The sequence below is a fragment of the Streptomyces sp. Root1310 genome (assembly GCF_001426425.1).
Lineage (GTDB): Bacteria > Actinomycetota > Actinomycetes > Streptomycetales > Streptomycetaceae > Streptomyces.
The window spans coordinates 493,414-514,924 of the sequence record NZ_LMEQ01000001.1; the positions used below are offsets into that span (position 1 = coordinate 493,414).

Annotated in this window: 23 protein-coding genes; 16 read left to right on the forward strand and 7 right to left on the reverse strand. The window is 72.7% G+C overall.

From position 1 onward, the window contains the following. Positions 1-133 precede the first annotated feature (133 nt). Positions 134-1,198 carry a WYL domain-containing protein gene (locus tag ASD48_RS02250; RefSeq protein ID WP_057599642.1) on the forward strand — a complete coding sequence of 355 codons (1,065 nt, stop codon included), beginning with the start codon at positions 134-136 and terminating at the stop codon, positions 1,196-1,198. Positions 1,199-1,265: 67 nt separating this feature from the next. Then, positions 1,266-1,787 (forward strand): DUF4240 domain-containing protein, encoded by a 522-nt coding sequence (locus tag ASD48_RS02255; RefSeq protein WP_057599643.1) that lies wholly within the window; start codon positions 1,266-1,268, stop codon positions 1,785-1,787. A 13-nt stretch (positions 1,788-1,800) separates the two neighbouring features. Here ASD48_RS02255 and ASD48_RS45025 read toward each other — a convergent pair whose 3' ends face one another. Continuing rightward, on the reverse strand, positions 1,801-2,148 hold the full coding sequence (locus tag ASD48_RS45025; RefSeq protein WP_057599644.1) for a hypothetical protein: 348 nt from the start codon (positions 2,146-2,148) through the stop codon (positions 1,801-1,803). A gap of 72 nt (positions 2,149-2,220) precedes the next feature. Next, a complete protein-coding gene (locus ASD48_RS02265) occupies positions 2,221-3,000 on the reverse strand; it encodes a peptidoglycan recognition protein (RefSeq protein WP_199875709.1) in 780 nt (259 codons plus the stop codon). 288 nt (positions 3,001-3,288) lie between these two features. Here ASD48_RS02265 and ASD48_RS02270 point away from each other — a divergent pair, with 288 nt between their 5' ends. Further along, positions 3,289-4,473 (forward strand): MarP family serine protease, encoded by a 1,185-nt coding sequence (locus ASD48_RS02270; RefSeq protein WP_057599645.1) that lies wholly within the window; start codon positions 3,289-3,291, stop codon positions 4,471-4,473. A gap of 28 nt (positions 4,474-4,501) precedes the next feature. On the opposite strand, the gene ASD48_RS02275 is transcribed toward ASD48_RS02270, so the two are convergent. After that, positions 4,502-4,999, reverse strand: a complete 498-nt coding sequence (locus ASD48_RS02275) for a GNAT family N-acetyltransferase (RefSeq protein ID WP_057599646.1) — start codon at positions 4,997-4,999, stop codon at positions 4,502-4,504. 71 nt (positions 5,000-5,070) lie between these two features. On the opposite strand from ASD48_RS02275, the gene ASD48_RS02280 reads away from it, so the two are divergent. Together ASD48_RS02280 and ASD48_RS02285 are read left to right on the forward strand one after the other, a co-directional pair. After that, the gene (locus ASD48_RS02280) at positions 5,071-5,964 is read left to right on the forward strand and encodes a TIGR01777 family oxidoreductase (protein ID WP_057599647.1); all 894 of its coding nucleotides are present in this window, start codon (positions 5,071-5,073) and stop codon (positions 5,962-5,964) included. 160 nt (positions 5,965-6,124) lie between these two features. Next, entirely contained in the window at positions 6,125-7,543 is a 1,419-nt protein-coding gene (locus ASD48_RS02285; protein WP_057599648.1) for an NAD(P)/FAD-dependent oxidoreductase, read from the forward strand. Between the two features lie 188 nt (positions 7,544-7,731). Here the strand turns inward: ASD48_RS02285 and ASD48_RS02290 are convergent, their stop codons facing one another. Beyond that, positions 7,732-9,252, reverse strand: coding sequence for a hypothetical protein (locus ASD48_RS02290; protein ID WP_057599649.1), 1,521 nt, complete (start codon positions 9,250-9,252; stop codon positions 7,732-7,734). A gap of 245 nt (positions 9,253-9,497) precedes the next feature. Here ASD48_RS02290 and lipB point away from each other — a divergent pair, with 245 nt between their 5' ends. The 4 genes from lipB to ASD48_RS02310 all read left to right on the forward strand — a co-directional run bounded on the left by lipB (position 9,498) and on the right by ASD48_RS02310 (position 12,639). After that, a complete protein-coding gene (gene lipB, locus ASD48_RS02295; protein WP_057599650.1) occupies positions 9,498-10,295 on the forward strand; it encodes a lipoyl(octanoyl) transferase LipB in 798 nt (265 codons plus the stop codon). A gap of 116 nt (positions 10,296-10,411) precedes the next feature. After that, positions 10,412-11,377, forward strand: coding sequence for a lipoyl synthase (gene lipA / locus ASD48_RS02300; protein WP_057599651.1), 966 nt, complete (start codon positions 10,412-10,414; stop codon positions 11,375-11,377). A gap of 281 nt (positions 11,378-11,658) precedes the next feature. Then, a complete protein-coding gene (locus ASD48_RS02305; RefSeq protein ID WP_020126708.1) occupies positions 11,659-11,859 on the forward strand; it encodes a hypothetical protein in 201 nt (66 codons plus the stop codon). Positions 11,860-11,937: 78 nt separating this feature from the next. Next, positions 11,938-12,639 carry a DUF4191 domain-containing protein gene (locus ASD48_RS02310; RefSeq protein ID WP_057599652.1) on the forward strand — a complete coding sequence of 234 codons (702 nt, stop codon included), beginning with the start codon at positions 11,938-11,940 and terminating at the stop codon, positions 12,637-12,639. A 136-nt stretch (positions 12,640-12,775) separates the two neighbouring features. Here the strand turns inward: ASD48_RS02310 and ASD48_RS02315 are convergent, their stop codons facing one another. Next, positions 12,776-13,243, reverse strand: a complete 468-nt coding sequence (locus ASD48_RS02315; protein ID WP_057599653.1) for an RDD family protein — start codon at positions 13,241-13,243, stop codon at positions 12,776-12,778. Between the two features lie 197 nt (positions 13,244-13,440). Between ASD48_RS02315 and glnA the strand changes: the two genes are divergently transcribed. The 5 genes from glnA (at position 13,441) to ASD48_RS02340 (ending at position 18,244) form a co-directional block, all read left to right on the forward strand. Continuing rightward, complete coding sequence (gene glnA / locus ASD48_RS02320; protein ID WP_057599654.1) at positions 13,441-14,850, forward strand: type I glutamate--ammonia ligase; 1,410 nt, start codon at positions 13,441-13,443, stop codon at positions 14,848-14,850. A gap of 140 nt (positions 14,851-14,990) precedes the next feature. After that, complete coding sequence (locus tag ASD48_RS02325) at positions 14,991-15,248, forward strand: hypothetical protein (RefSeq protein ID WP_057599655.1); 258 nt, start codon at positions 14,991-14,993, stop codon at positions 15,246-15,248. 1 nt (position 15,249) lies between these two features. Then, positions 15,250-16,569 carry a hypothetical protein gene (locus ASD48_RS02330; protein ID WP_242432483.1) on the forward strand — a complete coding sequence of 440 codons (1,320 nt, stop codon included), beginning with the start codon at positions 15,250-15,252 and terminating at the stop codon, positions 16,567-16,569. A gap of 146 nt (positions 16,570-16,715) precedes the next feature. Next, the gene (gene htpX / locus ASD48_RS02335; protein WP_057600957.1) at positions 16,716-17,636 is read left to right on the forward strand and encodes a zinc metalloprotease HtpX; all 921 of its coding nucleotides are present in this window, start codon (positions 16,716-16,718) and stop codon (positions 17,634-17,636) included. Between the two features lie 2 nt (positions 17,637-17,638). Beyond that, complete coding sequence (locus tag ASD48_RS02340) at positions 17,639-18,244, forward strand: hypothetical protein (protein ID WP_057599656.1); 606 nt, start codon at positions 17,639-17,641, stop codon at positions 18,242-18,244. A gap of 76 nt (positions 18,245-18,320) precedes the next feature. On the opposite strand, the gene ASD48_RS02345 is transcribed toward ASD48_RS02340, so the two are convergent. Continuing rightward, a complete protein-coding gene (locus ASD48_RS02345; RefSeq protein ID WP_057599657.1) occupies positions 18,321-18,602 on the reverse strand; it encodes a hypothetical protein in 282 nt (93 codons plus the stop codon). 167 nt (positions 18,603-18,769) lie between these two features. On the opposite strand from ASD48_RS02345, the gene ASD48_RS02350 reads away from it, so the two are divergent. Beyond that, complete coding sequence (locus ASD48_RS02350; RefSeq protein WP_057599658.1) at positions 18,770-19,276, forward strand: DUF1269 domain-containing protein; 507 nt, start codon at positions 18,770-18,772, stop codon at positions 19,274-19,276. Between the two features lie 9 nt (positions 19,277-19,285). Further along, positions 19,286-20,029 carry an alpha/beta hydrolase gene (locus tag ASD48_RS02355; protein ID WP_063887411.1) on the forward strand — a complete coding sequence of 248 codons (744 nt, stop codon included), beginning with the start codon at positions 19,286-19,288 and terminating at the stop codon, positions 20,027-20,029. 22 nt (positions 20,030-20,051) lie between these two features. Here ASD48_RS02355 and ASD48_RS02360 read toward each other — a convergent pair whose 3' ends face one another. Further along, entirely contained in the window at positions 20,052-21,392 is a 1,341-nt protein-coding gene (locus ASD48_RS02360) for a DUF2252 domain-containing protein (protein WP_057599660.1), read from the reverse strand. Positions 21,393-21,511: the final 119 nt, after the last annotated feature.

Consider the following 21,511-nt stretch of genomic DNA (forward strand, 5'->3'; position numbering starts at 1 on the left):
GGCGGTGTGGCCGTGCGGTTCTCGCGTCCGTGCTCTCACGTCCCTCGGGGGCGGGTCCGAGGTGGCGCGCCGCCTCGGCCGGATTTCCCCACCCGGGCCGCCCCGCCCGCGAAGCGCCCCGCATCATGTCCCCATGCGTGCTGCCCGCCTCATCAAGATGGTGCTCCTTCTCCAGTCCCGGCCCACCATGACCGCCTCCGAGCTGGCCCGCGAACTGGAGGTGTCGGAGCGGACCGTCACACGGGACGCGCAGGCGCTGTCCGAGGCGGGCGTGCCGGTGTACGCGGAGCGCGGGCGGGCGGGGGGCTACCGGCTCGTCGGGGGCTACCGGACGCGGCTGACGGGGCTGGCGCGCGGTGAGGCCGAGGCGCTGTTCCTGAGCGGGGTGCCGGGGGCGCTGCGCGAGATGGGTCTCGAGGACATCGCGTCGGCCGCACGGCTGAAGGTGTCGGCGGCGCTGCTGCCCTCCCTGCGGGACGCCCCGCGCACGGCGGCGCAGCGGTTCCATCTGGACGCGCCCGCCTGGTTCCGGGAGCCGGCGGCTCCGGCGCTGCTGCCGGCGATCGCGGACGCGGTGTGGGACGACCGGCGTGTGAGTGCCCGCTACCGGCGCGGGGAGAGCGAGGTGGTGCGGGAGCTGGAGCCGTACGGGCTCGTGCTCAAGGCGGGGGTCTGGTACCTCTGCGCCCGGGTCTGCGGAACGGGGACGACGCGCACGGGAACCGGGGTGACGGAATCCGGGGCGACGGGGAGGGCCACGACGACGGCGACAGGGGCGGGTGCGGGGGTGTTCCGGACCTATCGCATCGACCGGTTCACCGGCGTGGACGTCATGGAGGATCGTTTCAGCAGGGACGAGGGCTTCGATCTGCCCGGGTTCTGGGACGAGCAGGCCGAGCGGTTCGCGCGGTCGATCCTGCGGGCCGAGGTGGTCCTGCGGCTCTCCGCGACGGGCGTGCGCAATCTGCCGCACGCCGTGGATCCGGTGGCCGCCCGGGACGCGCTGGCGGGGGTCCCGGAGCCGGACGGGACGGACCGGGTGACGGTCACCCTGCGGGTCGAGTCGGAGGCGGTGGCGCACACGCAGCTCGCGGCGCTGGGACCGGAGGCCGAGGTGCTCTCCCCGGCCACGCTGCGGGAGCGGTTCGCCGCGGACGCGATACGGCTGACCGAGGTATACGGGCGGCGGGAAAGGTGAGGATCCCGCCGGAATCCCCGGCACTCCGGGTGCGTCGCGCACTTCGAGGCACGATGCTGGACGCGTGATGGACGAGACGGAGTTCTGGGAGCTGGTGGACGCCTCCCGCGAGGCCGCCGAGGGCGATCCCGAGGAGCAGGCCGACCAGCTCGTGGAGCGGCTGCTCCGGCTGGACCCGGAATCCGTGCTCGACTTCGCCCGGCACTTCGAGTCCCGCTACAACCGCGCCTACCGCTGGGACCTGTGGGGCGCTGCCTGGCTGCTGCTGGACGGCGCCAGCGACGACGCCTTCGACTTCTTCCGGTGCTGGCTGATCGGACAGGGCCGCGAGGTCTTCGAGGGCGCCCTGCACGGTGACCCGGACTCGCTCGCCGATCTGCTGGACGACTTCGACGAGGAGATCGACGGGGACGCCGAGGAACTCGGCTACGCGGCCGACGAGGCCTACGAGCAGCTGACCGGGACCGTCGCCCCGGACCTGGGCATTCCACCCGCGCCCGCCGAACCCGAGGGCACCCCGGTCGCCTTCGAGAACGAGGGGGCGCTGGCCGAGCGGTATCCCCGGCTGTGGCAGCGCTTCAAGGAGTGACCCGCGCAGGCGGTCACACCGCGAGCTTGCGGCGGGTGCTGTCCGCCGGGATGTACGCCTGCGACTGATCGACCCGCACCGCGTGGTGCATCGGGGCCTTGTTGGCCTGCTCCAGGGCGGAGGCTGTGGTGGCGGCCGGGCCCAGGACGACCGCGGCGACGGCGCAGAGCACGGTCCAGGGGCTGCGGGCGGCCCTGGCCCAGGCCGGGCCCGGCTCCGTGGTGCCGGCGCCGCCCGTGCCGCCCGCGCTCTCCGCGTACGCCGGGCTTCCGGTGCTCCCGGCGCCACCCGTGCTCCCGGCGCCCCCCGTGCTGCCCGGGTCTCCGGTGTTCCCCGCGGACCGGTTACGACTGCTGTTCATGATCCCCGCCTCCAGTCGGTCTGTGTTGTGCATGACCGTAGGACGCGGGAATGGGAGAACCCTGAACGCCGCCTAAGGCGTTCCTGTGAGACTCCGGGCGGCCCGGGCGGACGTTCTGCCCTGGAGCCGGGCCGCCGTCTCCCGGATCTCCGGCAGACGCGCGGCGAGTGCGGCGCCGGGGCAGCTGGTCATGTAGCCGTCCTTGTGGCCGGCCAGCGCGGGAAGGGTGGCGGTGGCGCCCGCGGCGTACCGGCTGCGGCTGTTGCTGGAGGTGAGCCGGACGTCCGCGCGCGGGTCGATGTCGGACAGCCCGAGCTTCCAGGCGGTCAGGGCGGCGATCGCGTCGACCATCGCCTGCGGCACCGGCACCCCGGCGGTGAACGTGCCGAGCGCGGCGATGCCGGCCGTACGGTGGTTGAAGCCCTGGGTGTGGGCTCCGGTGACGGCCCGGTCGATGCCGCCCGCGCGGCCCTCGTAGATCGTGCCGCAGCGGTCGACGAGGAAGTTGTAGCCGATGTCGTCCCAGTCCCGGGCGCCGATCTGGCCCGCGTACAGGTAGCGGATGATCCGCGGCGCGTCGGCGCAGGCGTAGCCGTTGGGCGAGTCGGTGTGGTGCACGAAGACGGCGACGACCTTGTCGTCGTAGCGCGGGGGCGGCTGCGCGTGCCGGGCCAGGTCGTCCAGCCAGGCGGCGCGGGGCACGACGGGCGGCCGAACGGCCGGGTGGACGGCGGCGGGCCGGGCGGCGGGCGGGCGGGGCCCTGATGCGGCTGTGGCGGCGTCGTCGACGCCACCGGCGCACAGCCCCAGGGCGGCCATGGCGGCGAGCCCGGGCAGGCAGCCAAGGAGCACGAGGAGCGGGCCCGGTATCCGCACCGGGCGCCGTCCTCGCGTTCCCCGCGCGCCGCGGGCGACCGGTCGGAGGGCACACATGAACCCACTGTCGACCGGTTCCGGTCCGTCCGCGATGTGTGCTGTGCCACCTGGTGGAACCATCGTCCCGGTCCACGGCGTTTTCCGGGGTGACACGCACGCGTGGCCGGTTCGGCCGGTCACGCGCGGGTGATCGATGGGTAGCTGATCACTGGGCCCTTCCCGCACGTACTCACCGACCAGGGGTTCCAACAGAAAGGCGGCCGTGTGGACCTGCTCGACATCCTGCTGGTGCTGGTGATGCTGGCCTACGCCGGCTCCGGCTACCGGCGTGGACTGGTGGCCGGCTGTGTCTCGCTCGCCGGGTTCGTGGGCGGCGCGGTGATCGGCGTGTGGGTCCTGCCGTGGCTGATGGACCTGGTGACCCCGGGGACCACGGCGGCGACGGTGACGGCGGTCGTCACGGTCCTCCTCCCCGCGGTGGCCGGGCACGAGCTGGCGGGGCGGTTGGCGCTGCGGCTGCGGCGGGAGCTGGACCGCGGGCCGCTCCGGGTGGCCGACGGGGTCGGCGGGGCGGCGGCGAACGCGGTGGCGGTGCTCATCGTGGCGTGGGTGGCGGCGAGCGTGCTGGGCGCGTCCTCGTCCCCGGTGGTCACGTCGTCCATACGGGACTCCCGGCTGCTGGGAGCCGTGCAGGACGCCATGCCGGACACCACGCCGACCTGGTTCTCGCGGGCCACCTCGGCGCTGACCCAGGCGGGTTTCCCGCAGGTCTTCAACCCGTTCGAGAACGAGTCGACGGCCGAGGTCGCCAAACCCACCGGTGACAGCGTCACGCCGAGCGCGACCGAGGCGGCCAAGCGGAGCACGGTGAAGATCGAGGGCGTCTCGGGCGACCAGGGCCGCGAGGGCAGCGGCTTCGTGTACGCGAGCGAGCATGTGATGACCAACGCGCACGTGGTGGCGGGCATCGACGACCCGACCGTGCGGATCGGCGGCGTGGGCCGGTCGTACGACGCGCGCGTGGTGCTCTTCGACCCGGACAAGGACGTGGCCGTGCTCTACGTGCCCGATCTGAGGGCGCCGGTCCTGAGCTTCGACGACGACGCCTCGCGCGGGGATTCGGCGGTCGTCGCCGGCTATCCGCAGGACGGCGACCTGAACCTCCAGGCGGCGACGGTCGCGAACCGGGTGAAGGCCACCGGCCGGAACATCTACAACGACGAGATCGTCACCCGGGAGATCTACTCGATCCGCTCCACCGTCCGCCCCGGCAACTCCGGCGGCCCGCTGCTGACCACCGCGGGCCGGGTCTACGGCGTCGTCTTCGCCCGCTCGACCTCCGACGACGAGACGGGGTACGTGCTCACGGCGGCCGAGGTGGCCGGCGACGCCGAGCGGGCGGCGAAGGCGACGCGAGCGGTGGACACCGGGAAGCTGGCGACCTCCTGAACGCCGCGCGGCGCTCCGGTACGGCGCTCTACAGCGGGCGCCCCATGAACACGTCGTCCACGTACTCCCCGGCCAGCAGGAACTCCTCCGGCAGGACGCCCTCCACGACGAACCCCTCGGACGCGTAGAGCTTGCGGGCCGGGGTGTTGTGGCCGAGGACGCGCAGGGTGATCCGACGCGCGCCCTGCCGGCGGGCCTCCTCCAGGGCGGCGCGGATCAGCGCCCGTCCGACGCCCCGGCCGCGCCCCTCGTCGAGGACGGCGAGGCCCTGTATCTGCCGCACGTGCGCGTTGCAGGCGAGCGAGGTGGACAGGCCGAGGCGGACGTAGCCGACGACACGGTCGTCCAGTTCGGCGACCAGATAGTGCTCGGGGACGTGGCGCTCGTCGAAGAAGGGCGCGTACGGCGGCTCCGGCTCGGGCATGACCGCGTGCAGCGGGGACCAGGTCAGACGGTCGACGAGGGCCAGCGCCTCGGCGTCGGCGGACCGTGCGGTGCGGATGCGGAGTGCGGAAGGTTCGGGCATGGGCGTCACCCTATGGCGGGGAGGCGGCGGCCAGACCGGGGTTTTACCGGGTCACCGGGCAGGATGGCCGCATGGAACGTGAGCGAATCGCGGTGGCCGGTGCGTCCGGCCTGATCGGCAGCGCGCTGGTGCGGTCCCTGACCGCGGACGGGCATCGGGTGGTACGCCTCGTGCGCCATGCGCCCCGGGGCGCGGACGAGGTGCGCTGGGACCCCGAACGGGGGCAGGTGGACACGGCCGGGCTCGCCGGGTGCGACGCCGTGGTCAACCTGGCCGGGGCGGGCGTCGGCGACCGGCGCTGGAGCGAGGAGTACAAGAAGCGGATCCACGACAGCCGGGTGCACGGTACGACGGCGCTGGCGAAGGCCGTCGCCTCGCTCGACGAGCGGCCGCGGGTGTTCGTGAACGGCAGCGCGATGGGCCTGTACGGCGAGACGGGCGAGCGGGTCGTGGACGAGGACTCGCCCGCCGGGAGCGGCTTCCTGCCGGAGCTGTGCGTGGAGTGGGAGGCGGCCGCGGGCCCCGCACGGGAGGCGGGCGTCCGTACCGTCTTCACCCGGACCGGGCTGGTCGTGGCGCGCGGCGGCGGGGCCTGGGGCAAGCTGTTCCCCCTCTTCTCGGCCGGGCTCGGGGGGCGGATGGGCGACGGCCGGCAGTACTGGTCGTACATCGCGCTGCACGACGAGGTGGCGGCGATCCGGCATCTGCTCGACCGGGACGACCTGTCGGGGCCGTTCAACCTGACCGCGCCCGAGCCGCTGACGAACCGGGAGATCACCGCGGCGATGGGGCGGGTGCTGCACCGGCCGACGCTGTTCGCGGTGCCGGCGCCGGTGCTGCGCTCGGTGCTGGGCGAGATGGCCGGGGACGTGCTGGGCAGCGCACGGGTGGTGCCGAAGCGACTGCTGGAGTCCGGGTTCACCTTCGCGTTTCCCGGGATCGAGGACGCCATCCGGGCAGCCTGATCCTTTGCGTGACCGTATGCGACCGTCGTGCGACCGTGCCCTGTCCATGCGCGACTGTTCCTGACCGATCACGGCCCTAACCTCGACCCGAACTCGGGTATCCGGGACGGCTGTTGGGGGCATGACGTCTCCACCGGTCGCGCAACCTCGAGGAGGGCACGTGCTTGAGCCCGCGTACCAGGCAGACGTCGTCGTGGTGGGAGCCGGTGTCTCCGGACTCTCCGCCGCGCACCGGCTGGCCAGCGCAGGAGTAACGACCGTAGTCCTGGAGGCCGCCCCTTACGTGGGCGGCCGCATGTCGACGGAGAAGGTCGACGGGTTCCGGCTCGACCGCATCGGGCAGCTGCTGTCCACGGCGTATCCGGAACTGGACCTGACACCGGGGCTGGACGCGCTCGTCCTGCGTCCGTTCGCGCCGGGAGTCCTGCTGCACAGCGACGGGCGCCATCACCGCGCGGGCGCGCAGGCCGGCGCGGGGAGCGCAAGGGGCGCACTGCACGCCGTACGCGCCCTGGCGAGCGTTCCCCGGCCGGGCGGGGTGCCCAGGCCGCGCGCCGGCGGCTCCCCGGCCGTGCGGGTGCGGCCGGCACCGCCACCCAGGGTCCGGGCGGGGGCGCCACTGGGCACGGCCGTTGACCAGGCCCGGCTGGGCGCCGCGCTCACCCGGCTCGCGGTCACCCCCGCCGAACGGCTGATGCGCCGCCCGGAGTCGCCGGCCGCCCAGGCCCTCGCGGCCCGCGGTCTGCCCGCCCGCACGATCGACGGCTTCCTGCGTCCGCTGCTCGCCGCGCTGCTCTGCGACCCCGACCTCACCACGTCCAGCCGGTGCGCGGACCTCGCGCTGCGCGCCTTCGCGGCGGGCCGGCTGTCGCTGCCGGAGGGCGGGGCCGAGGTACTGCCCGAGCTGCTCGCCCGGACGCTGCCGCCGGGCGCCGTGCGCACCGGGGTACGGGTCACCTCGGTCTCCACGACCTCGGTGACCACCGCCGAGCACGGTGAGTTCCGCTGCCGCGCCGTGCTGGTGGCCACCGACGCGCGCACCGCGGCGGAGCTCCTGCCCGGGCTGCGGGTGCCCGACTTCCATCCGGTGACGGTCGTCCACCACACGACGGACGACCCGCCCGGGACCGGCGCGTCCCTGCTCCTCGACGCCGACCGGGGCGGGCCGGTCGCGCACACGGCCGTGGTCAGCCGGGTCGACCCCGGTCGCGCGCCCGCCGGACGCGCGCTGATCTCGTCCACGGTCCTCGGTACACCGCCGCCGGGTGTCGACACCGCCGTACGCATGCATCTGTCCCGGCTGTACGGCACCTCGACCGCGCGCTGGGAGACGCTGGCCGTGCACCACACCGCCGAGGCCGTGCCGGCGATGCGGGCGCCGCACGACCTGCGGCGGGCCGTGCGGTTGCTTGCGGGCCTGTACGTGTGCGGCGACCACCGGGACACCAGCACCGTGCAGGGCGCGCTGCACTCGGCGCACCGGGCCGCGGCGGCGATCGTCTCCGATCTGGGCGCCGCCGGTTCACTGCACGCCGCCGAACCGCTGCCGACGACCCGCCAGGAGCAGGCCGCAGCGTGACCGCCCCCGCCCCCGCTCCCGACCCCGGTGACTCCACCCCGGACCCCCGCGGCCCATGCCCGTCCGCCGCCCGTCTCGGCCGGTTGAAGAGCCGGGTGCCCCCCTGTCGGCCCGTCAGCGGTTGGCCGGACGAGGCCCGTTCAGGGCCGACAGGGGATCCGGGGGCGGCGCCCCCCGGGGGGGGAGGGTCAGGCCAGGGCGGCGACCTTGTCGCGGTAGGTGCGGGCCGGGGCCGCGTCCTTGTACGGCTCCAGCCGGCGCTCGAAGTCCCGGACGTACTCCAGCGCACGGACCGACCGCATCTCCGCCGCCTGCCCGGCGGCCTCCGCGGCCAGCTGGCAGGCCTGGTCGAGTTCGCCGAGGCCCAGCCGGGCGGAGGCGAGGACGACCCGGCAGAACAGCCGGCTGCGGGCGTGTGCGGCCGGACGCAGCTGGAGGGAGCGCTCGGCGTGCTGGGCGGCCGCCCGGAACTGCTGGAGGTCCCGGTGGCAGTGGCCGAACTCGTCGGCGAGCTGAGCCTCGTCGAAGAAGCGCGCCCAGTGCGGCACCTCGTCGCCGGACTTGGCCGCCTCCAGCGCGCGTTCGGCGCGGACGAGGGCGGCGGTCGAGGCACGCACCTCGCCGAGCACCCCGTGCCCGCGCGCCTCCGCCGCGTGCAGCAGCGCCTGTACGACGGCCGGGGCGCCCGTGCCGACCCCCTGCTGGGCCACCCGCGCGAGCTGCACGGCCTCGCGCCCGTGGCCGAGGTAGACGGCCTGGCGGCTCATCGTGACGAGGACGAAGGAGCCGTACGCCCGGTCCCCGGCCGCCTGGGAGAGGCGCAGTGCCTGGACGAAGTAGCGCTGGGCCAGGCCGTGCGCGGCGATGTCGAAGGAGGTCCAGCCCGCGAGGCGGGTCAGGTCGGCGGCCGCGCCGAACAGTCGGCGGCCGGTCTGCTCGCCGTAGGCGCCGCGCAGCATCGGCTCGCACTCGTGCTCCAGGTAGCGCACGAGGGCCTGGCGGGCGTGACCGCCGCCGTACCGGTCGTCGAGGGTGCGGAAGAGCTCGCCGACCGAGCGGAGCGCGGAGATGTCGCCGCCCGTGACCCGCTGGCCGAGGCCCCGCTCACTGCCCTGGCCGCGCTGCCGGGGGACGGCCGCGGGACCCGGCAGCACCTGGGCCTGCGCCATCACGGGCGGCGCGGAGCCGGGCTGCTGGGGCGCGGCGGACCGGGGCGCCGAACGGCCCTGGACGGGCACCCGGGCGGGAGGCTCGCTGCGGCCGACCTTCTCGTCGGCCCGCCCGATCAGCCAGTCCCGGCTCGGCACGACGAGCCCCGCCGGGGTGAAGGCGATCTTGCGGAGCTCGGCATGGCTGCCGGAGTCCTTGCGCCACAGCCCGCCGACGATGTCGATGGCCTCCTCGGGGGTACCGGCGAACTCCAGGCCCGCGTAGACGGGGGCGCAGGCGTCCAGGCCAAGGTCCTGGGCGGTGAGGCGACGGCCCAGGCGCCGGGTGAAGACCTCGGCGATGAGCGCGGGGGTGGTGCCCCGGGGCTGCTGCCCGCGCAGCCACCGGGTGACGGACGTCTTGTCGTATCTGAGATCCAGCCCGTGTTCGAGGCCGAGCTGATCGACGCGACGGGCCAGTCCCGCGTTGGAGAAGCCCGCTTCTGCGATGAGCGCGGCGAGCTGGCGGTTGGGAGTGCGCTGCGCGGGTCGTTCCGTCATCTGCGGTGCGGTCTCCTGCCTGCCGGGCCTTTGACGTGCCCGGATGAAGTGCCCTGCTGCGGTGAGCAGCCCTTTTGGCCTCGCGAACGGCGCGAATGTAGCTGAGCGTAAGCAGCCGGTCGCACATATCGACGTTCATTCATCCGATCGTGTGAGGATTGACCCCGGAGCTGACGCGGAACGCGCGGACGTACAGTGGCTTGGGCGCGTTACGTGCCTGACGACTTTCCAGGGAGGCGCTTGCCGTGAGCGAGCTGCGGTTCGTCCGGATGGGGTTCGGCGGGGACGCCGTCGTGTACCAGGAGGCATGGGACGAGCAACGCCGCGTGCACGCGGCGCGGTTCACCGACGAGGTTCCGGACACCGTGCTGCTCCTCGAGCACCCGCCGGTGTACACCGCGGGCCGGCGCACCGCCGACGACGAGCGCCCCCTGGACGGCACCCCGGTCGTGGACGTGGACCGCGGCGGCAAGATCACCTGGCACGGGCCGGGACAGCTGGTGGGCTACCCGATCCTCAAGCTGCCGCGGCCGGTCGACGTCGTCGCCCATGTGCGGCGCCTGGAGGAGGCCCTGATCCGGGTGTGCGCGGAGTTCGGCCTCGAGACCTCCCGGGTCGAGGGCCGCAGCGGGGTGTGGGTGCTCGGCGATCCGGTGGAGCGGCGCCCGTCGCTCGGCGGACTGTCGCTGGACTTCGACCCCCGGCTCACCGACGAGGAGTTCGATCCGCGGCTGAACGGCCCGGAGTACGCCCCGTCGAACGCGGGCCAGCGGCGCGAGGACCGCAAGATCGCGGCGATCGGGATCCGGGTCGCCAAGGGCGTCACGATGCACGGTTTCGCGCTCAACGTGAACCCGGACAACAAGTGGTTCGACCGGATCATCCCGTGCGGGATCCGGGACGCGGGGGTCGCCTCGCTGGCGAACGAGCTGGGCCGGGACGTCACGATCGACGAGGTGCTGCCGGTGGTGGAGCGACACCTGACGGACGTCCTCGAGAGCGCGGAACCGAAGCCGCGGGAGATCGAGAAGGCGACCGCCTGACCGGGAATGGGCCCCTCGTCCCTGAGGTTGGCCTCACAGCAGGACCCGGTAAACACGGGCGTACCCTGGTGTACGCCGAAGAATCGAAAGTCTACGCAGACAGGCAGGGAGCCGACGTGTCCGCAGTCGCACCCGACGGACGCAAGATGCTGCGCCTGGAGGTCCGCAACAGCCAGACCCCCATCGAGCGCAAGCCCGAGTGGATCAAGACCCGGGCGAAAATGGGTCCCGAGTACACCAAGATGCAGAATCTCGTGAAGAGCGAGGGCCTGCACACCGTGTGCCAGGAAGCCGGCTGTCCCAACATCTACGAGTGCTGGGAAGACCGCGAGGCCACCTTCCTGATCGGCGGCGACCAGTGCACCCGGCGCTGCGACTTCTGCCAGATCGACACCGGCAAGCCCGAGGCGCTGGACCGTGACGAGCCGCGGCGCGTCGGTGAGTCCGTCGTCACGATGGACCTGAACTACGCCACGATCACCGGCGTCGCCCGCGACGACCTGGAGGACGGCGGGGCCTGGCTGTACGCCGAGACCGTCCGGCAGATCCACGCGCAGACGGCCGAGCGCGAGACCGGGCGCACGAAGGTGGAGCTGCTCGCCCCCGACTTCAACGCCGTGCCCGAGCAGCTGGCGGAGGTCTTCTCCTCACGGCCCGAGGTCTTCGCGCACAACGTCGAGACCGTCCCGCGGATCTTCAAGCGGATCCGCCCCGGCTTCCGTTACGAGCGTTCGCTGAACGTCATCACGGCGGCCCGCGACTACGGGCTCGTCACCAAGTCGAACCTGATCCTCGGGATGGGCGAGACCCGTGAGGAGGTCAGCGAGGCGCTTCGGCAGCTGCACGACGCCGGCTGCGAGCTGGTCACCATCACGCAGTACCTGCGGCCCTCCGTGCGCCACCACCCGGTGGAGCGCTGGGTCAAGCCGCACGAGTTCGTGGAGCTGAAGGAGGAGGCCGAGCAGATCGGCTTCTCCGGCGTGATGTCCGGCCCGCTGGTACGGTCCTCCTACCGTGCCGGGCGCCTGTACCAGATGGCCATCGAGAAGCGCGGCGCGTACATCGCCTCCCAGGCCGTCTGACGCAACGTCAGCCCGCTTGCACCGTACGGCCGCAGGCCGACTGTGTGAATTCGCGCACAAGATACTACTCGCCAGTAGTGACCGATATGACGCGGCCCCGGCCGTCCTCGCAGATGAGGGCGTACGCCGGGGTCGCGTCAGCGTTTCGGCCCTGCGCATCAAGGCTTCATTCGTGTTTGACCGGTCGGTCACGCCCTGGTAACACCAATCAGTGACGCTGGTATCACATCAGGTGCACCAGACAGCCCCGTACCCATAGCCGTCCGAGGGGGACACCCACCATGCAGGCCGCGCCCGTTCGCGCCACCGCGATCCCGACCTTCAGCACCGCACTGCGCGCCGTCGAGTCGCTGCTCATGAGCAGCGGCCAGCGCACCGCCCGTCGCAACGCCTGGACCTCCGTGCTGGAGGACCGCCGTCGCGCCAAGGACCGGGTCGAGGCGCAGCGCGTCCTCGAAGCGGTCACCACCGCCCGCCCCTGACCCACCCCCTCCCCACGCCTCCCCACACCTCCCCTCCTGCCGTCGTAGGCGCTTCCGGGGCCACGTAGACTTCGTGGCATGGCGAGAAGTGACAGCGCGGCGGACGCCGCTAACCCCGGGCGACTGAAGCAGATCGCCCTGACGTTCAAGATGACCCACAAGGCCGACAAGACGATCGGTTTTGTCCTTGCGGGTGTCTTCCTCATCACCTTCGGCGTCTTTCTCGCGATCGGGTTCCTGATCGACCACCCGGTCTACCTGGGAATCCTGGGCTTCCTGCTCGCCTTCCTCGCGACGGCGATCGTGTTCGGACGCCGGGCCGAGCGAGCCGCCTTCGGTCAGATGGAGGGCCAGCCGGGCGCCGCCGCGGCCGTCCTCGACAACATCGGCCGGGGCTGGACGACGACCCCCGCGGTCGCGATGAACCGCAGCCAGGACGTGGTGCACCGGGCCGTCGGCAAGGCCGGCATCGTCCTGGTCGCCGAGGGCAACCCGAACCGGGTGAAGAGCCTGCTGGCCGCCGAGAAGAAGAAGATGAACCGCATCGTCGCGGACGTGCCGGTGCACGATGTGATCGTCGGTACGGGCGAGGGCCAGGTCGAGCTGAAGAAGCTGCGCACCACCCTGCTGAAGTACCCGCGGGTCCTGGCCGGCCCGCAGGTGACCGCCACCAACGACCGGCTGCGCGCCATGGGCGACCTGATGAGCAACATGCCGCTGCCGAAGGGGCCGATGCCGAAGGGCATGCGCCTGCCGAAGGGCGGCGGCAAGGCCCGCTGAGTCACCTTCCCACGTCACGAAGGGGGCGCCCGGATCACTCCGGGCGCCCCCTTCGTCGTACCGGAGCCCGCCGGTTAGCCGTACCGGAATCCGCCGGTCGTCGTACCGGAACCCGCCGGTTCGCCTCACCGGAGACTCAGATCCGGACCTCCACGGTGCGGGCCAGGCGGTCGTGCAGGCCACGGCCGTCGCGGTCCCAGATCAGGGCCGGGACGGCCAGGCAGAGCAGGATCGTGCGCGCCACGGCGCGCAGCGGGCTGACCGCGCCGGTCTCGACCGACACCACACGCAGGCCGAACAGGCGCTTGCCCGGTGTGGAGCCGACCGTGCCGACCGTCAGGACGCTCAGCACGAAGAAGACGAGCAAGGCCCAGTTGCCTGTCGCCGGGCGGTAGCCGTCCGTGATCAAGCTGTATGCGATCAAGACGCCGAAACCCCAGTCCACGGCCAGCGCCCCGAGCCGCCGGCCGGGGCGGGCGATGGAGCCCGGCCCATGCTCCGGCAGACCGAGCTGCTCACCCCTGTATCCGAAGTCGACACCGGCTTCCTCAGCGGCTGCGCGGGGGCCCGAGAGCCACGAGCCGATTGCATCCCTGTTGTCCACCCGACCACGGTACTGCGCCCGTTTCGCGATACGGACAGGTGGGGTACACCGGGCAGGCTCCGGTTAACTTGTGCGAAACAAATGGGTCACGCCCGAGAAATCACCCGTCCCTAGGGTCGATGTCAGCGTGTGCCACCGCACTGGCCGCACGAACGAACTACCACCCCGGCTCGACGGCCGGGAGTAGGAGGAGCTGGATGTTCCAGAACGCCGACGAGGCCAAGAAGTTCATCGCGGACGAGGACGTCAAGTTCGTCGACGTCCGCTTCTGCGACCTGCCGGGCGTCATGCAGCACTTCACGCTGCCGGTCGAGGCGTTCGACCCGGACGAGGAGCTGGCCTTCGACGGCTCGTCGATCCGCGGCTTCCAGGCCATCCACGAGTCCGACATGGCGCTGCGCGCGGACCTGTCGACCTCGCGCGTGGACCCCTTCCGCCGCGACAAGACGCTGAACATCAACTTCTTCATCCACGACCCGATCACGGGCGAGCAGTACTCCCGTGACCCGCGCAACGTGGCGAAGAAGGCCGAGGCATACCTGGCGTCGACCGGTATCGCCGACACCGCGTACTTCGGCCCCGAGGCCGAGTTCTACGTCTTCGACAGCGTGCGCTTCCAGACCTCGGCGAACGAGTCGTTCTACCACATCGACTCCGAGGCCGGCGCCTGGAACACCGGTGCGATCGAGGACAACCGCGGCTACAAGGTGCGCTACAAGGGCGGCTACTTCCCGACCCCGCCGGTCGACCACTTCGCCGACCTGCGTGCGGAGATCTCCCTGGAGCTGGCCGCGTCCGGCCTCCAGGTCGAGCGTCAGCACCACGAGGTGGGCACCGCCGGCCAGGCCGAGATCAACTACAAGTTCAACACGCTGCTCGCCGCGGCCGACGACCTTCAGCTCTTCAAGTACATCGTGAAGAACGTCGCCTGGCGCAACGGCAAGACCGCGACCTTCATGCCGAAGCCGATCTTCGGCGACAACGGCTCGGGCATGCACGTCCACCAGTCGCTGTGGACCGGCGGCTCCCCGCTGTTCTACGACGAGGCCGGCTACGCGGGCCTGTCGGACATGGCCCGCTACTACATCGGCGGCATCCTCAAGCACGCCCCGTCGCTGCTGGCCTTCACCAACCCGACGGTGAACTCCTACCACCGTCTGGTCCCGGGCTTCGAGGCTCCGGTCAACCTGGTGTACTCGCAGCGCAACCGCTCCGCGGCCATGCGTATCCCGATCACGGGCTCCAACCCGAAGGCCAAGCGCGTCGAGTTCCGCGCGCCCGACGCCTCCGGCAACCCGTACCTGGCGTTCTCCGCCCTGCTGCTCGCGGGCCTGGACGGCATCAAGAACAAGATCGAGCCGGCCGAGCCGATCGACAAGGACCTCTACGAGCTGGCCCCCGAGGAGCACGCGGGCGTCGCGCAGGTCCCGACCTCGCTCCCGGCCGTCCTGGACCGTCTCGAGTCCGACCACGAGTTCCTGCTCGCCGGTGACGTGTTCACGCCCGACCTGATCGAGACGTGGATCGACTACAAGCGCACGCACGAGATCGCCCCGCTCCAGCTGCGCCCGCACCCGCACGAGTTCGAGCTGTACTTCGACGTGTGACCGGCCCCGGGCCGTCCGGCCTGTGAGTCTTCGGGTCCGCCCCCGTTCCTGTTTCTCAGGGACGGGGGCGTCGTCGTATGGTTTCTGGCACTGCTGTTCGAGAGGGAGACCTCGACAGAGGTGACGGGGGAGAGACGGGCATGCCCGAACAGGATGATGTGGAGCGGGAGTTCGACCTCAGGTGGGCGGACGAAGCGGCGCACAAGGAACCTTCCGCGCGGGCCAGGATGCTGGCCGCCCGCTGGAAGGAGAACCCACCCGGGCCGGTCCCGTTCCGGGGCGGCCCGGACCGGGTGACCTCGCCCCGTTCGTCGTGGCTGTCGACGGCGCTCGTCCTGGGCTGTGTGGCCGCGGTGATCCTCCTGCTGGGGTACACGCGGTTCCGGGCGCAGTACTGAGGTGCGGGACGTACGGGACGACATCACCGGCGGGTCGGCGGCGGCGGTGCGGCTCGCCCGGGGAGTGCCCCTGCGGGAGGCGCTCGACTGCGGTGCTCCAGCCGCTTGGACGGCACTGGACGCGGGCGTCCGACCGCTCCACCGGGGCGCGCACCACCTGGTGGAATGGGAGTGGGACGGGGCCGGTCGCACGCTGACCGCTGCCATGCACGCCGGSGAGCCGCTCAGCGAGTCGCATCTCGCCCTCGCGCTGTGCCACCGGGACGGCCGGATCCGGGCGGCGGCACTGTGGCGGATGGACGGGCACCCCGATCTGCTGCCGCTGCTGGTCGTGCGGTGCGCCGACTGGGCGGAACCCGTACGTGAACAGGCGCGCCTGCGGCTGGGCGAGGAGCTCGACGCCGGGCGGGCCGTGACCCACCTGTCGCTGATCCTGCGCGTCGGACGTCGGGAGCGGGGCGAATTCGCCGTCGGCCTGGCCGACAGACTGCTGCGCGAGGCACCCCGTGAGGTCCTGACGGCGCTGTACACCGCCTCCGATCGCGCCGTACGGAGGTACGCGTACGGCAGGGCCGTCGAGGACGGCCTCCTCTCCCCCGGTGAGCTGGCCCGCGTCGCCGCGCAGGACGACGACGCCATCGTCCGGAACCTGTGCGCGGACGCCGCCCTGGCCGCCGTGACGGACGGGGATCCCGGCGACGTGCTCCCGCCGTTGCTCACGGCGCGCGGCCCACGGGTCCGTTCCGCCGGGGTGACCGCGCTGCGGCGGGCCGGGCGGGCGGAGCGGGCCGTGGAGTTCCTGGCCGACCGCGCGGGGCTCGTGCGGGCCTGCGCGCGGTATGTCGTACGGCAGCACGGGGGCGATCCGCTGTCCTGGTACCGGGAGCGGTGCGCTGAGCCGGGCGATCCCGCCCTGCCGCCGGGTGCCGCCGCCGGGCTCGCGGAGTGCGGGGAGCGAAGCGACGCCGAGATGCTGTGGCCGCTGGTCCGGCATCCGGTCCCCGGCGTGCGGGCGCGGGCCGTGGCGGGGCTGCGCGTGCTGGACGCGGCCGACGCGCGGCGGCTGCTGCCCCTGCTCGACGATCCGGCGCCGGCAGTGGTGCGGGAGGTGACCGCGGCGGTGCTGCCCTCGGCGGGTCTGCTGCCCGAGGAGTGGCTCGTCGAACGGCTCGGTACCGGGTGGCCACGGGCGGTGCGGATCGCCGCCGTCCGACTGCTCTCGGAACAGGGTGGGGCCGCGGGGCGACGGGCCCTGATGGCGCTGCCGGCCGATCCCGACGAGGAGCTGCGGATGCGGGCGACGCGGGCCGCACGACGCTGACGCCCTGGTGGAACCGCGCCGGTGCGCAAGACCGGCGTCCGGGGGGGGGAGCCTTTGCTCCGCCTAGGTTCGTTCGGGGACCGTTCATGGGGGTGGGGCGGTGCACACTGGCAGTGGGACGAGTGCCTGACTGCGGGGTGATGCAGATGCAGAGCCGTTTCCGGAGCGACCGACGGCTGACCGTGCGGATGACGGTCACGTTGTTCCTGCTCGGGCTGTTGTACGTGGCGTTCGTCGCCGCGTTGATCGTGTTGCTGAAGTCATGGGTGCTGGTCGCGGTCGTCGCGGTGGCGATGCTGGGCGCGCAGTACTGGTTCTCCGACCGGGTCGCGCTGTTCGCGATGCGCGGGCGGGTCGTGGAGCGCGAGGAGTATCCCGAGCTGCATGCCGTGATCGACCGGCTGTGCGGGATCGCGGACATGCCGAAGCCGGTGGTCGCCGTCTCGGAGATGGGCATGCCGAACGCGTTCGCGACGGGACGCAACCCCGATCACGCGGTGGTCTGCGTGACGACCGGGCTGCTGGGCCGGCTGGAGCCTGCCGAGCTGGAGGGCGTGCTCGCTCACGAGCTGTCGCATGTGGCGCACAAGGACGTGGCGGTGATCACGGTCGCGTCGTTCCTCGGGGTGATCGCGGGGCTGATCGTGCGGTTCGCGTTCTACTCGCAGGTGTTCGGCGGCGCGCGCAGGGACCAGAACGCCGCGGTCGTCTTCGCGGCGGTGATGGGTGTCTCGGCGGCCGTGTACGCGATCAGTTTCCTGCTCATCCGGGCCCTGTCCCGGTACCGGGAGCTGGCGGCGGACCGGGCGGCGGCGCAGCTGACCGGCCGCCCCTCGGCGCTGGCCTCCGCGCTGACGAAGGTCTCCGGCGACCTGGCCCGCATCCCCACGAAGGACCTGCGGACGGTCCAGGCCTTCAACGCCTTCTATTTCACCCCGGCACTGGGTTCCGAGCCCGGTGTGGCGGGGCTGTTCTCGACCCACCCGAGCCTGGAGCAGCGGCTCGAGCAGCTGGGGCGGATCTCCGCCGAGCTGGGCGAGGCGGCCGCGCCGGGGAGGGCGGGCTGATCATGGGGCTGCTGGACATCCTGCTCGGCCGGACCAAGCCGGTCGTGCCCGACCTGGACCAGCTGTTCGCGCTGCCTTCGGCGGCCGTCACGCTGGAGGCGGCGGCCGGGTTCACCCCGACCGGGCAGGGTGCCGTGTGTTTCGCGACCGTCGAGGGTTCGGCCTTCGAGCAGACGCACCGCGAAGTGCAGGCGCTCCTCGACGCGGACATCGAGCGCACCGGTCCCCCGGTGCGACTCGTGCGGGACGACTACGGCTACTCCTGGCTGCTCTCGCAGCGCACCCCCGACCAGCTGCCGCTGCTGGTCAACGACCTGCACGCGGTGAACAGCGCGATGGAGGTCAACGGTTTCGGGCCGCAGCTGCTGTGCTCCCTGGTCGGGTTCGAGGAGCGGCGGGGCGGGGCGGAGGAGGCGGGCGGCCGCCGGCTGGCGCTCGTGTACCTGTACAAGCGGGGTTCGTTCTATCCGTTCGCGCCGCTGCCCGGTCCGGGGCAGCGGCGCGACGGCGCACTGGAGCTGCAGGTGCAGGCCGCCCTCGCGGGCGACCTGCGGATCGAGCAGGACCTGGGCCGCTGGTTCCCGGTGTGGGGAGCCCCCGGCCTGTAGACGGATCAGGCCGGGGGCGGATCAACGGACGACGGACGGACGGACCGACGGACCGGCAGACCCGCCCACCGGCGGTCTACTTGCTGCGCTCGCGCTCCTGACGGCGGGACTCCAGGGGGCGCTCGCGACGGTAGCGGCGCTCCCACTTGGCCTGCTTGTCACGGCGGTCGCGGTACGCCTTGTACGACGTCGGCGCGGCTCCCGCGCTCGGCGCGGGGCCGGGCGCGGACGGCCCGGACGCGTCGAGCCCGTACCGCACGTACAGGATCAGCACGCCGGCCGCGGCGAGCCAGTAGAGCGGGTTTCCGAATCCCAGGACCACCAGGACGACGGCCCCGGAGAGAACGACGGTGCCCACGGTGTACCTCCTTCCTGGGCAGGGACGGTTACCGAGCGTGGCGAGGGGGGTGGGGTGGTGCCTTCAGCGTACGGAGTTCGTCACTCAACGTGCATCTCCTTTTCCGTGGGCCTAGAGTCGGGCGAAATCGACTCCACAGGCCATTGCCTTCCATAAGGGGTGCCCGGATGAGCAATCTCTTCGTTGTCGCCTACGACGACCTCGCCACCGCCAACCAGGTGCGCGAGAAGCTGTTCGAGCTGTCCAAGCAGCATCTGGTCGAACTGGAGGACGCGGTGGTCGTCGAGCGGCGCGGCGACGGCGGGATCAAGCTGCACCAGGCGGTCAACCACACGGCGGTGGGCGCGGCCGGCGGCGCCGTGTGGGGCGGGGTGATCGGGCTGCTCTTCCTGGCGCCGCTGCTCGGCGCGGCGGTGGGCGCGGCCGCCGGTGCGGCCGGGGGCTCGTTCACCGACACAGGCATCAACGACGACTTCATGAAGGACCTCAGCCAGAACCTGCGCCCGGGCGCCGCGGCCCTGTTCGTCCTCGTGAAGCACGCGGCCGAGGACAAGGTGATCCCGGAACTCGCCCCGTTCGGCGGTCAGTTGGTGCAGACCTCACTGAGCAAGGCCGAGGAGGAACACCTCCGCGAGGCGATCAAGGCGGCCCGGACGGAACCCGCCCATGAGTGAATGGGCCCCATGAGCGAACTGTCTCCCTTCACGCACGTGTACGACGGTGAGCGGCTCAGCGGGGTGCACGGCGGTGGTCCGGGAACGGTCACCGCCGTTCTGCTGCACGGCGCCGGCAACGGCAGCAAGGAGCGACTCCTGCCGCTGGCCCGCGAGTTCACCGGCCGCGGCTGCCGCGCCCTCGCCCTCGACTTCTCCGGGCACGGCGAAAGCAGCGGCGAACTCCGGGAGTCGAGCCTGCGCCGGCGCTTCGAGCAGGCGGTCTCCGTGATCGACGCGTACGTCCCGGCGGACGGGACGCTGGTGCTCGTCGGGTTCAGCATGAGCGGGCAGACGGTGGCCGACCTGGCCGCGTCCTACGGGGACCGGGTCACGGCCCTGGGCCTGTGCGCGCCCGCGGTGTACGCGGCCCGGGCCTGGGACGTCCCCTTCGGGGAGGGAAACGGGGAGTTCAGCGCGATCATCCGCAGGCCCGGGAGCTGGCGGGAGGCGCCCGCGCTCGACGTGCTGCGCGCGTACGAGGGCCGGGCGGTGCTCGCCGTGCCGGGCACCGACACGGTGATCCCGCCGCAGGTGACCGAGGCGGTCCAGGACGCGCTCGCCACCCGGGCCCGGTACACGAGGTTCGAACTGCCCGCCGCGGGACACCGGCTGGGCCTGTGGTTCCAGGACCACGCGGACGACCGGCGCGCGTTCGTGACCGCCGTGCTGGCCGGCCCGGACGAGCGCGGGTGGACGGCGACGCGTCCCTGACCGGCCGGGCGCCGTGCGGTGCTCAGACGCCCGGTGCCGCGCGCACCACGCCCGCCACGACCGCCGCGCCCAGCATCGCGTGGTCGGCGGCGGTCCGGTCGGCGTAGGCCAGGGCGAAGTCGGCGACGGCGCGTTCGAAGGTGTCGGCGCCGCCGAGGTAGCCGGCGATGGCGACGCGGTCGCCGGACCGGGCGTGGGCACGGGCCAGGGCGGTGCCGCACAGCCGGGCGTACGCCGCGAGGTCGGCCGGGGACATCCCGGCGACGCCGCCGGAGTTCTTCAGATCGCGCAGCTGACGCCAGTAGAAGGCGCGGCTCTGCGGCCCGGTCGTCCAGCCCAGGAAGACGTCCCCGGCGGCCTGGAGCAGCCGCTGCCCGGCGACGACCCGGTGGCCGGGATGGGCGTAGGGGCCGCTCGGCAGGTGCTCCTCCAGGACGGACGCGCGGGCCTCCTTGATCTGGAGGAACAGCGGGTCGTCGGTGTCGCGCCCGGCGAGCAGCACGATGAAGCAACGGGTGCCGACGCTGCCGACGCCGACGACCTTGCGGGCGGCGTCAACGAAGCGGTAGCGGTCCAGCAGCAGACGGCGCTCCTCGGTGAGGGTGGAGCGGTAGTCGCTGAAGATCTTGCGCAGGGCGGCGCCGTCGGAGGCGCCGGCGGGTTCGACGAGCGGTGGGTCGTGGATGATGCGGCGGCGGCCGTCGACGACCTCGGTGAGCTTGTCGAGGGACTGCAGACTGGTGCGGCGGCGGGCGCGGGTGAGGCTGCCCCCGGCGCGTCCGCGGCGCCGCGCGGCGCGCAGCAGGGGCAGCAGCCGCTCGGCGTCGATGCGCTCGTACCAGACGGCGAGCTCGTCGAGCCGGGACAGCCGGCGCATGGCGGTGCGGTAGGCGGCCACGGCCTCCAGGGCGGCACGGTGCACCCTCGGCTCGGGGTGGCCGTTCTCGCGGGCGGCCACCGCGACGGAGGCGGCGAGCCGTTTGACGTCCCACTCGAAGGGCCCGGGGAACGTCTCGTCGAAGTTGTTGAGGTCGAAGAGCAACCCCCGCTCCGGGGAGGCGTACAACCCGAAGTTGAGCAGGTGGGCATCGCCGCACAGCTGCACCGTCAGCCCGGTGTGCGGCTGTGACGCCAGGTCGGCGGCCATGAGGGCGGCGGAACCGCGCAGGAAGGCGAACGGCGAGGCGGCCATCCGCCCGTACCGGATCGGCAGCAGCTCGGGCAGCCGGTCCCGGCCCTGCCGTTCGAGCACGGCGACGGGGTCGGGCCGGTCGACGGACGGGACCCAGAGGGCGTGGGCGGAACGCGGGACGCGCTTGCGTGCGTCCCGGCCGCGTCGGGCACGGTCGGTGGGGGTGGTCATCCGCGTCGCCTTCGCACCACATCCGCCTCCCGGTCCACCCACATTTCCCGGCCTCCTGTTCGCAGTGAAGGCCGGGAGGGAGGCGACCGCATGTCGGGTACGTCGAACGGGTGACGGCC

What these genes read in the sequence shown, in the direction of transcription:
- ASD48_RS02290 (WP_057599649.1), bottom strand. Translation starts at nt 9,252, where the DNA reads ATGACGGAACGACCCGCGCAGCGCACTCCCAACCGCCAGCTCGCCGCG.
- ASD48_RS02360 (WP_057599660.1), bottom strand. Translation starts at nt 21,392, where the DNA reads ATGACCACCCCCACCGACCGTGCCCGACGCGGCCGGGACGCACGCAAG.
- htpX (WP_057600957.1), top strand. Translation starts at nt 16,716, where the DNA reads ATGCAGAGCCGTTTCCGGAGCGACCGACGGCTGACCGTGCGGATGACG.
- ASD48_RS02340 (WP_057599656.1), top strand. Translation starts at nt 17,639, where the DNA reads ATGGGGCTGCTGGACATCCTGCTCGGCCGGACCAAGCCGGTCGTGCCC.
- ASD48_RS02310 (WP_057599652.1), top strand. Translation starts at nt 11,938, where the DNA reads ATGGCGAGAAGTGACAGCGCGGCGGACGCCGCTAACCCCGGGCGACTG.
- ASD48_RS02255 (WP_057599643.1), top strand. Translation starts at nt 1,266, where the DNA reads ATGGACGAGACGGAGTTCTGGGAGCTGGTGGACGCCTCCCGCGAGGCC.
- ASD48_RS02355 (WP_063887411.1), top strand. Translation starts at nt 19,286, where the DNA reads ATGAGCGAACTGTCTCCCTTCACGCACGTGTACGACGGTGAGCGGCTC.
- ASD48_RS02250 (WP_057599642.1), top strand. Translation starts at nt 134, where the DNA reads ATGCGTGCTGCCCGCCTCATCAAGATGGTGCTCCTTCTCCAGTCCCGG.
- ASD48_RS02275 (WP_057599646.1), bottom strand. Translation starts at nt 4,999, where the DNA reads ATGCCCGAACCTTCCGCACTCCGCATCCGCACCGCACGGTCCGCCGAC.
- ASD48_RS02325 (WP_057599655.1), top strand. Translation starts at nt 14,991, where the DNA reads ATGCCCGAACAGGATGATGTGGAGCGGGAGTTCGACCTCAGGTGGGCG.
- ASD48_RS02305 (WP_020126708.1), top strand. Translation starts at nt 11,659, where the DNA reads ATGCAGGCCGCGCCCGTTCGCGCCACCGCGATCCCGACCTTCAGCACC.
- ASD48_RS45025 (WP_057599644.1), bottom strand. Translation starts at nt 2,148, where the DNA reads ATGAACAGCAGTCGTAACCGGTCCGCGGGGAACACCGGAGACCCGGGC.
- ASD48_RS02280 (WP_057599647.1), top strand. Translation starts at nt 5,071, where the DNA reads ATGGAACGTGAGCGAATCGCGGTGGCCGGTGCGTCCGGCCTGATCGGC.
- ASD48_RS02350 (WP_057599658.1), top strand. Translation starts at nt 18,770, where the DNA reads ATGAGCAATCTCTTCGTTGTCGCCTACGACGACCTCGCCACCGCCAAC.
- glnA (WP_057599654.1), top strand. Translation starts at nt 13,441, where the DNA reads ATGTTCCAGAACGCCGACGAGGCCAAGAAGTTCATCGCGGACGAGGAC.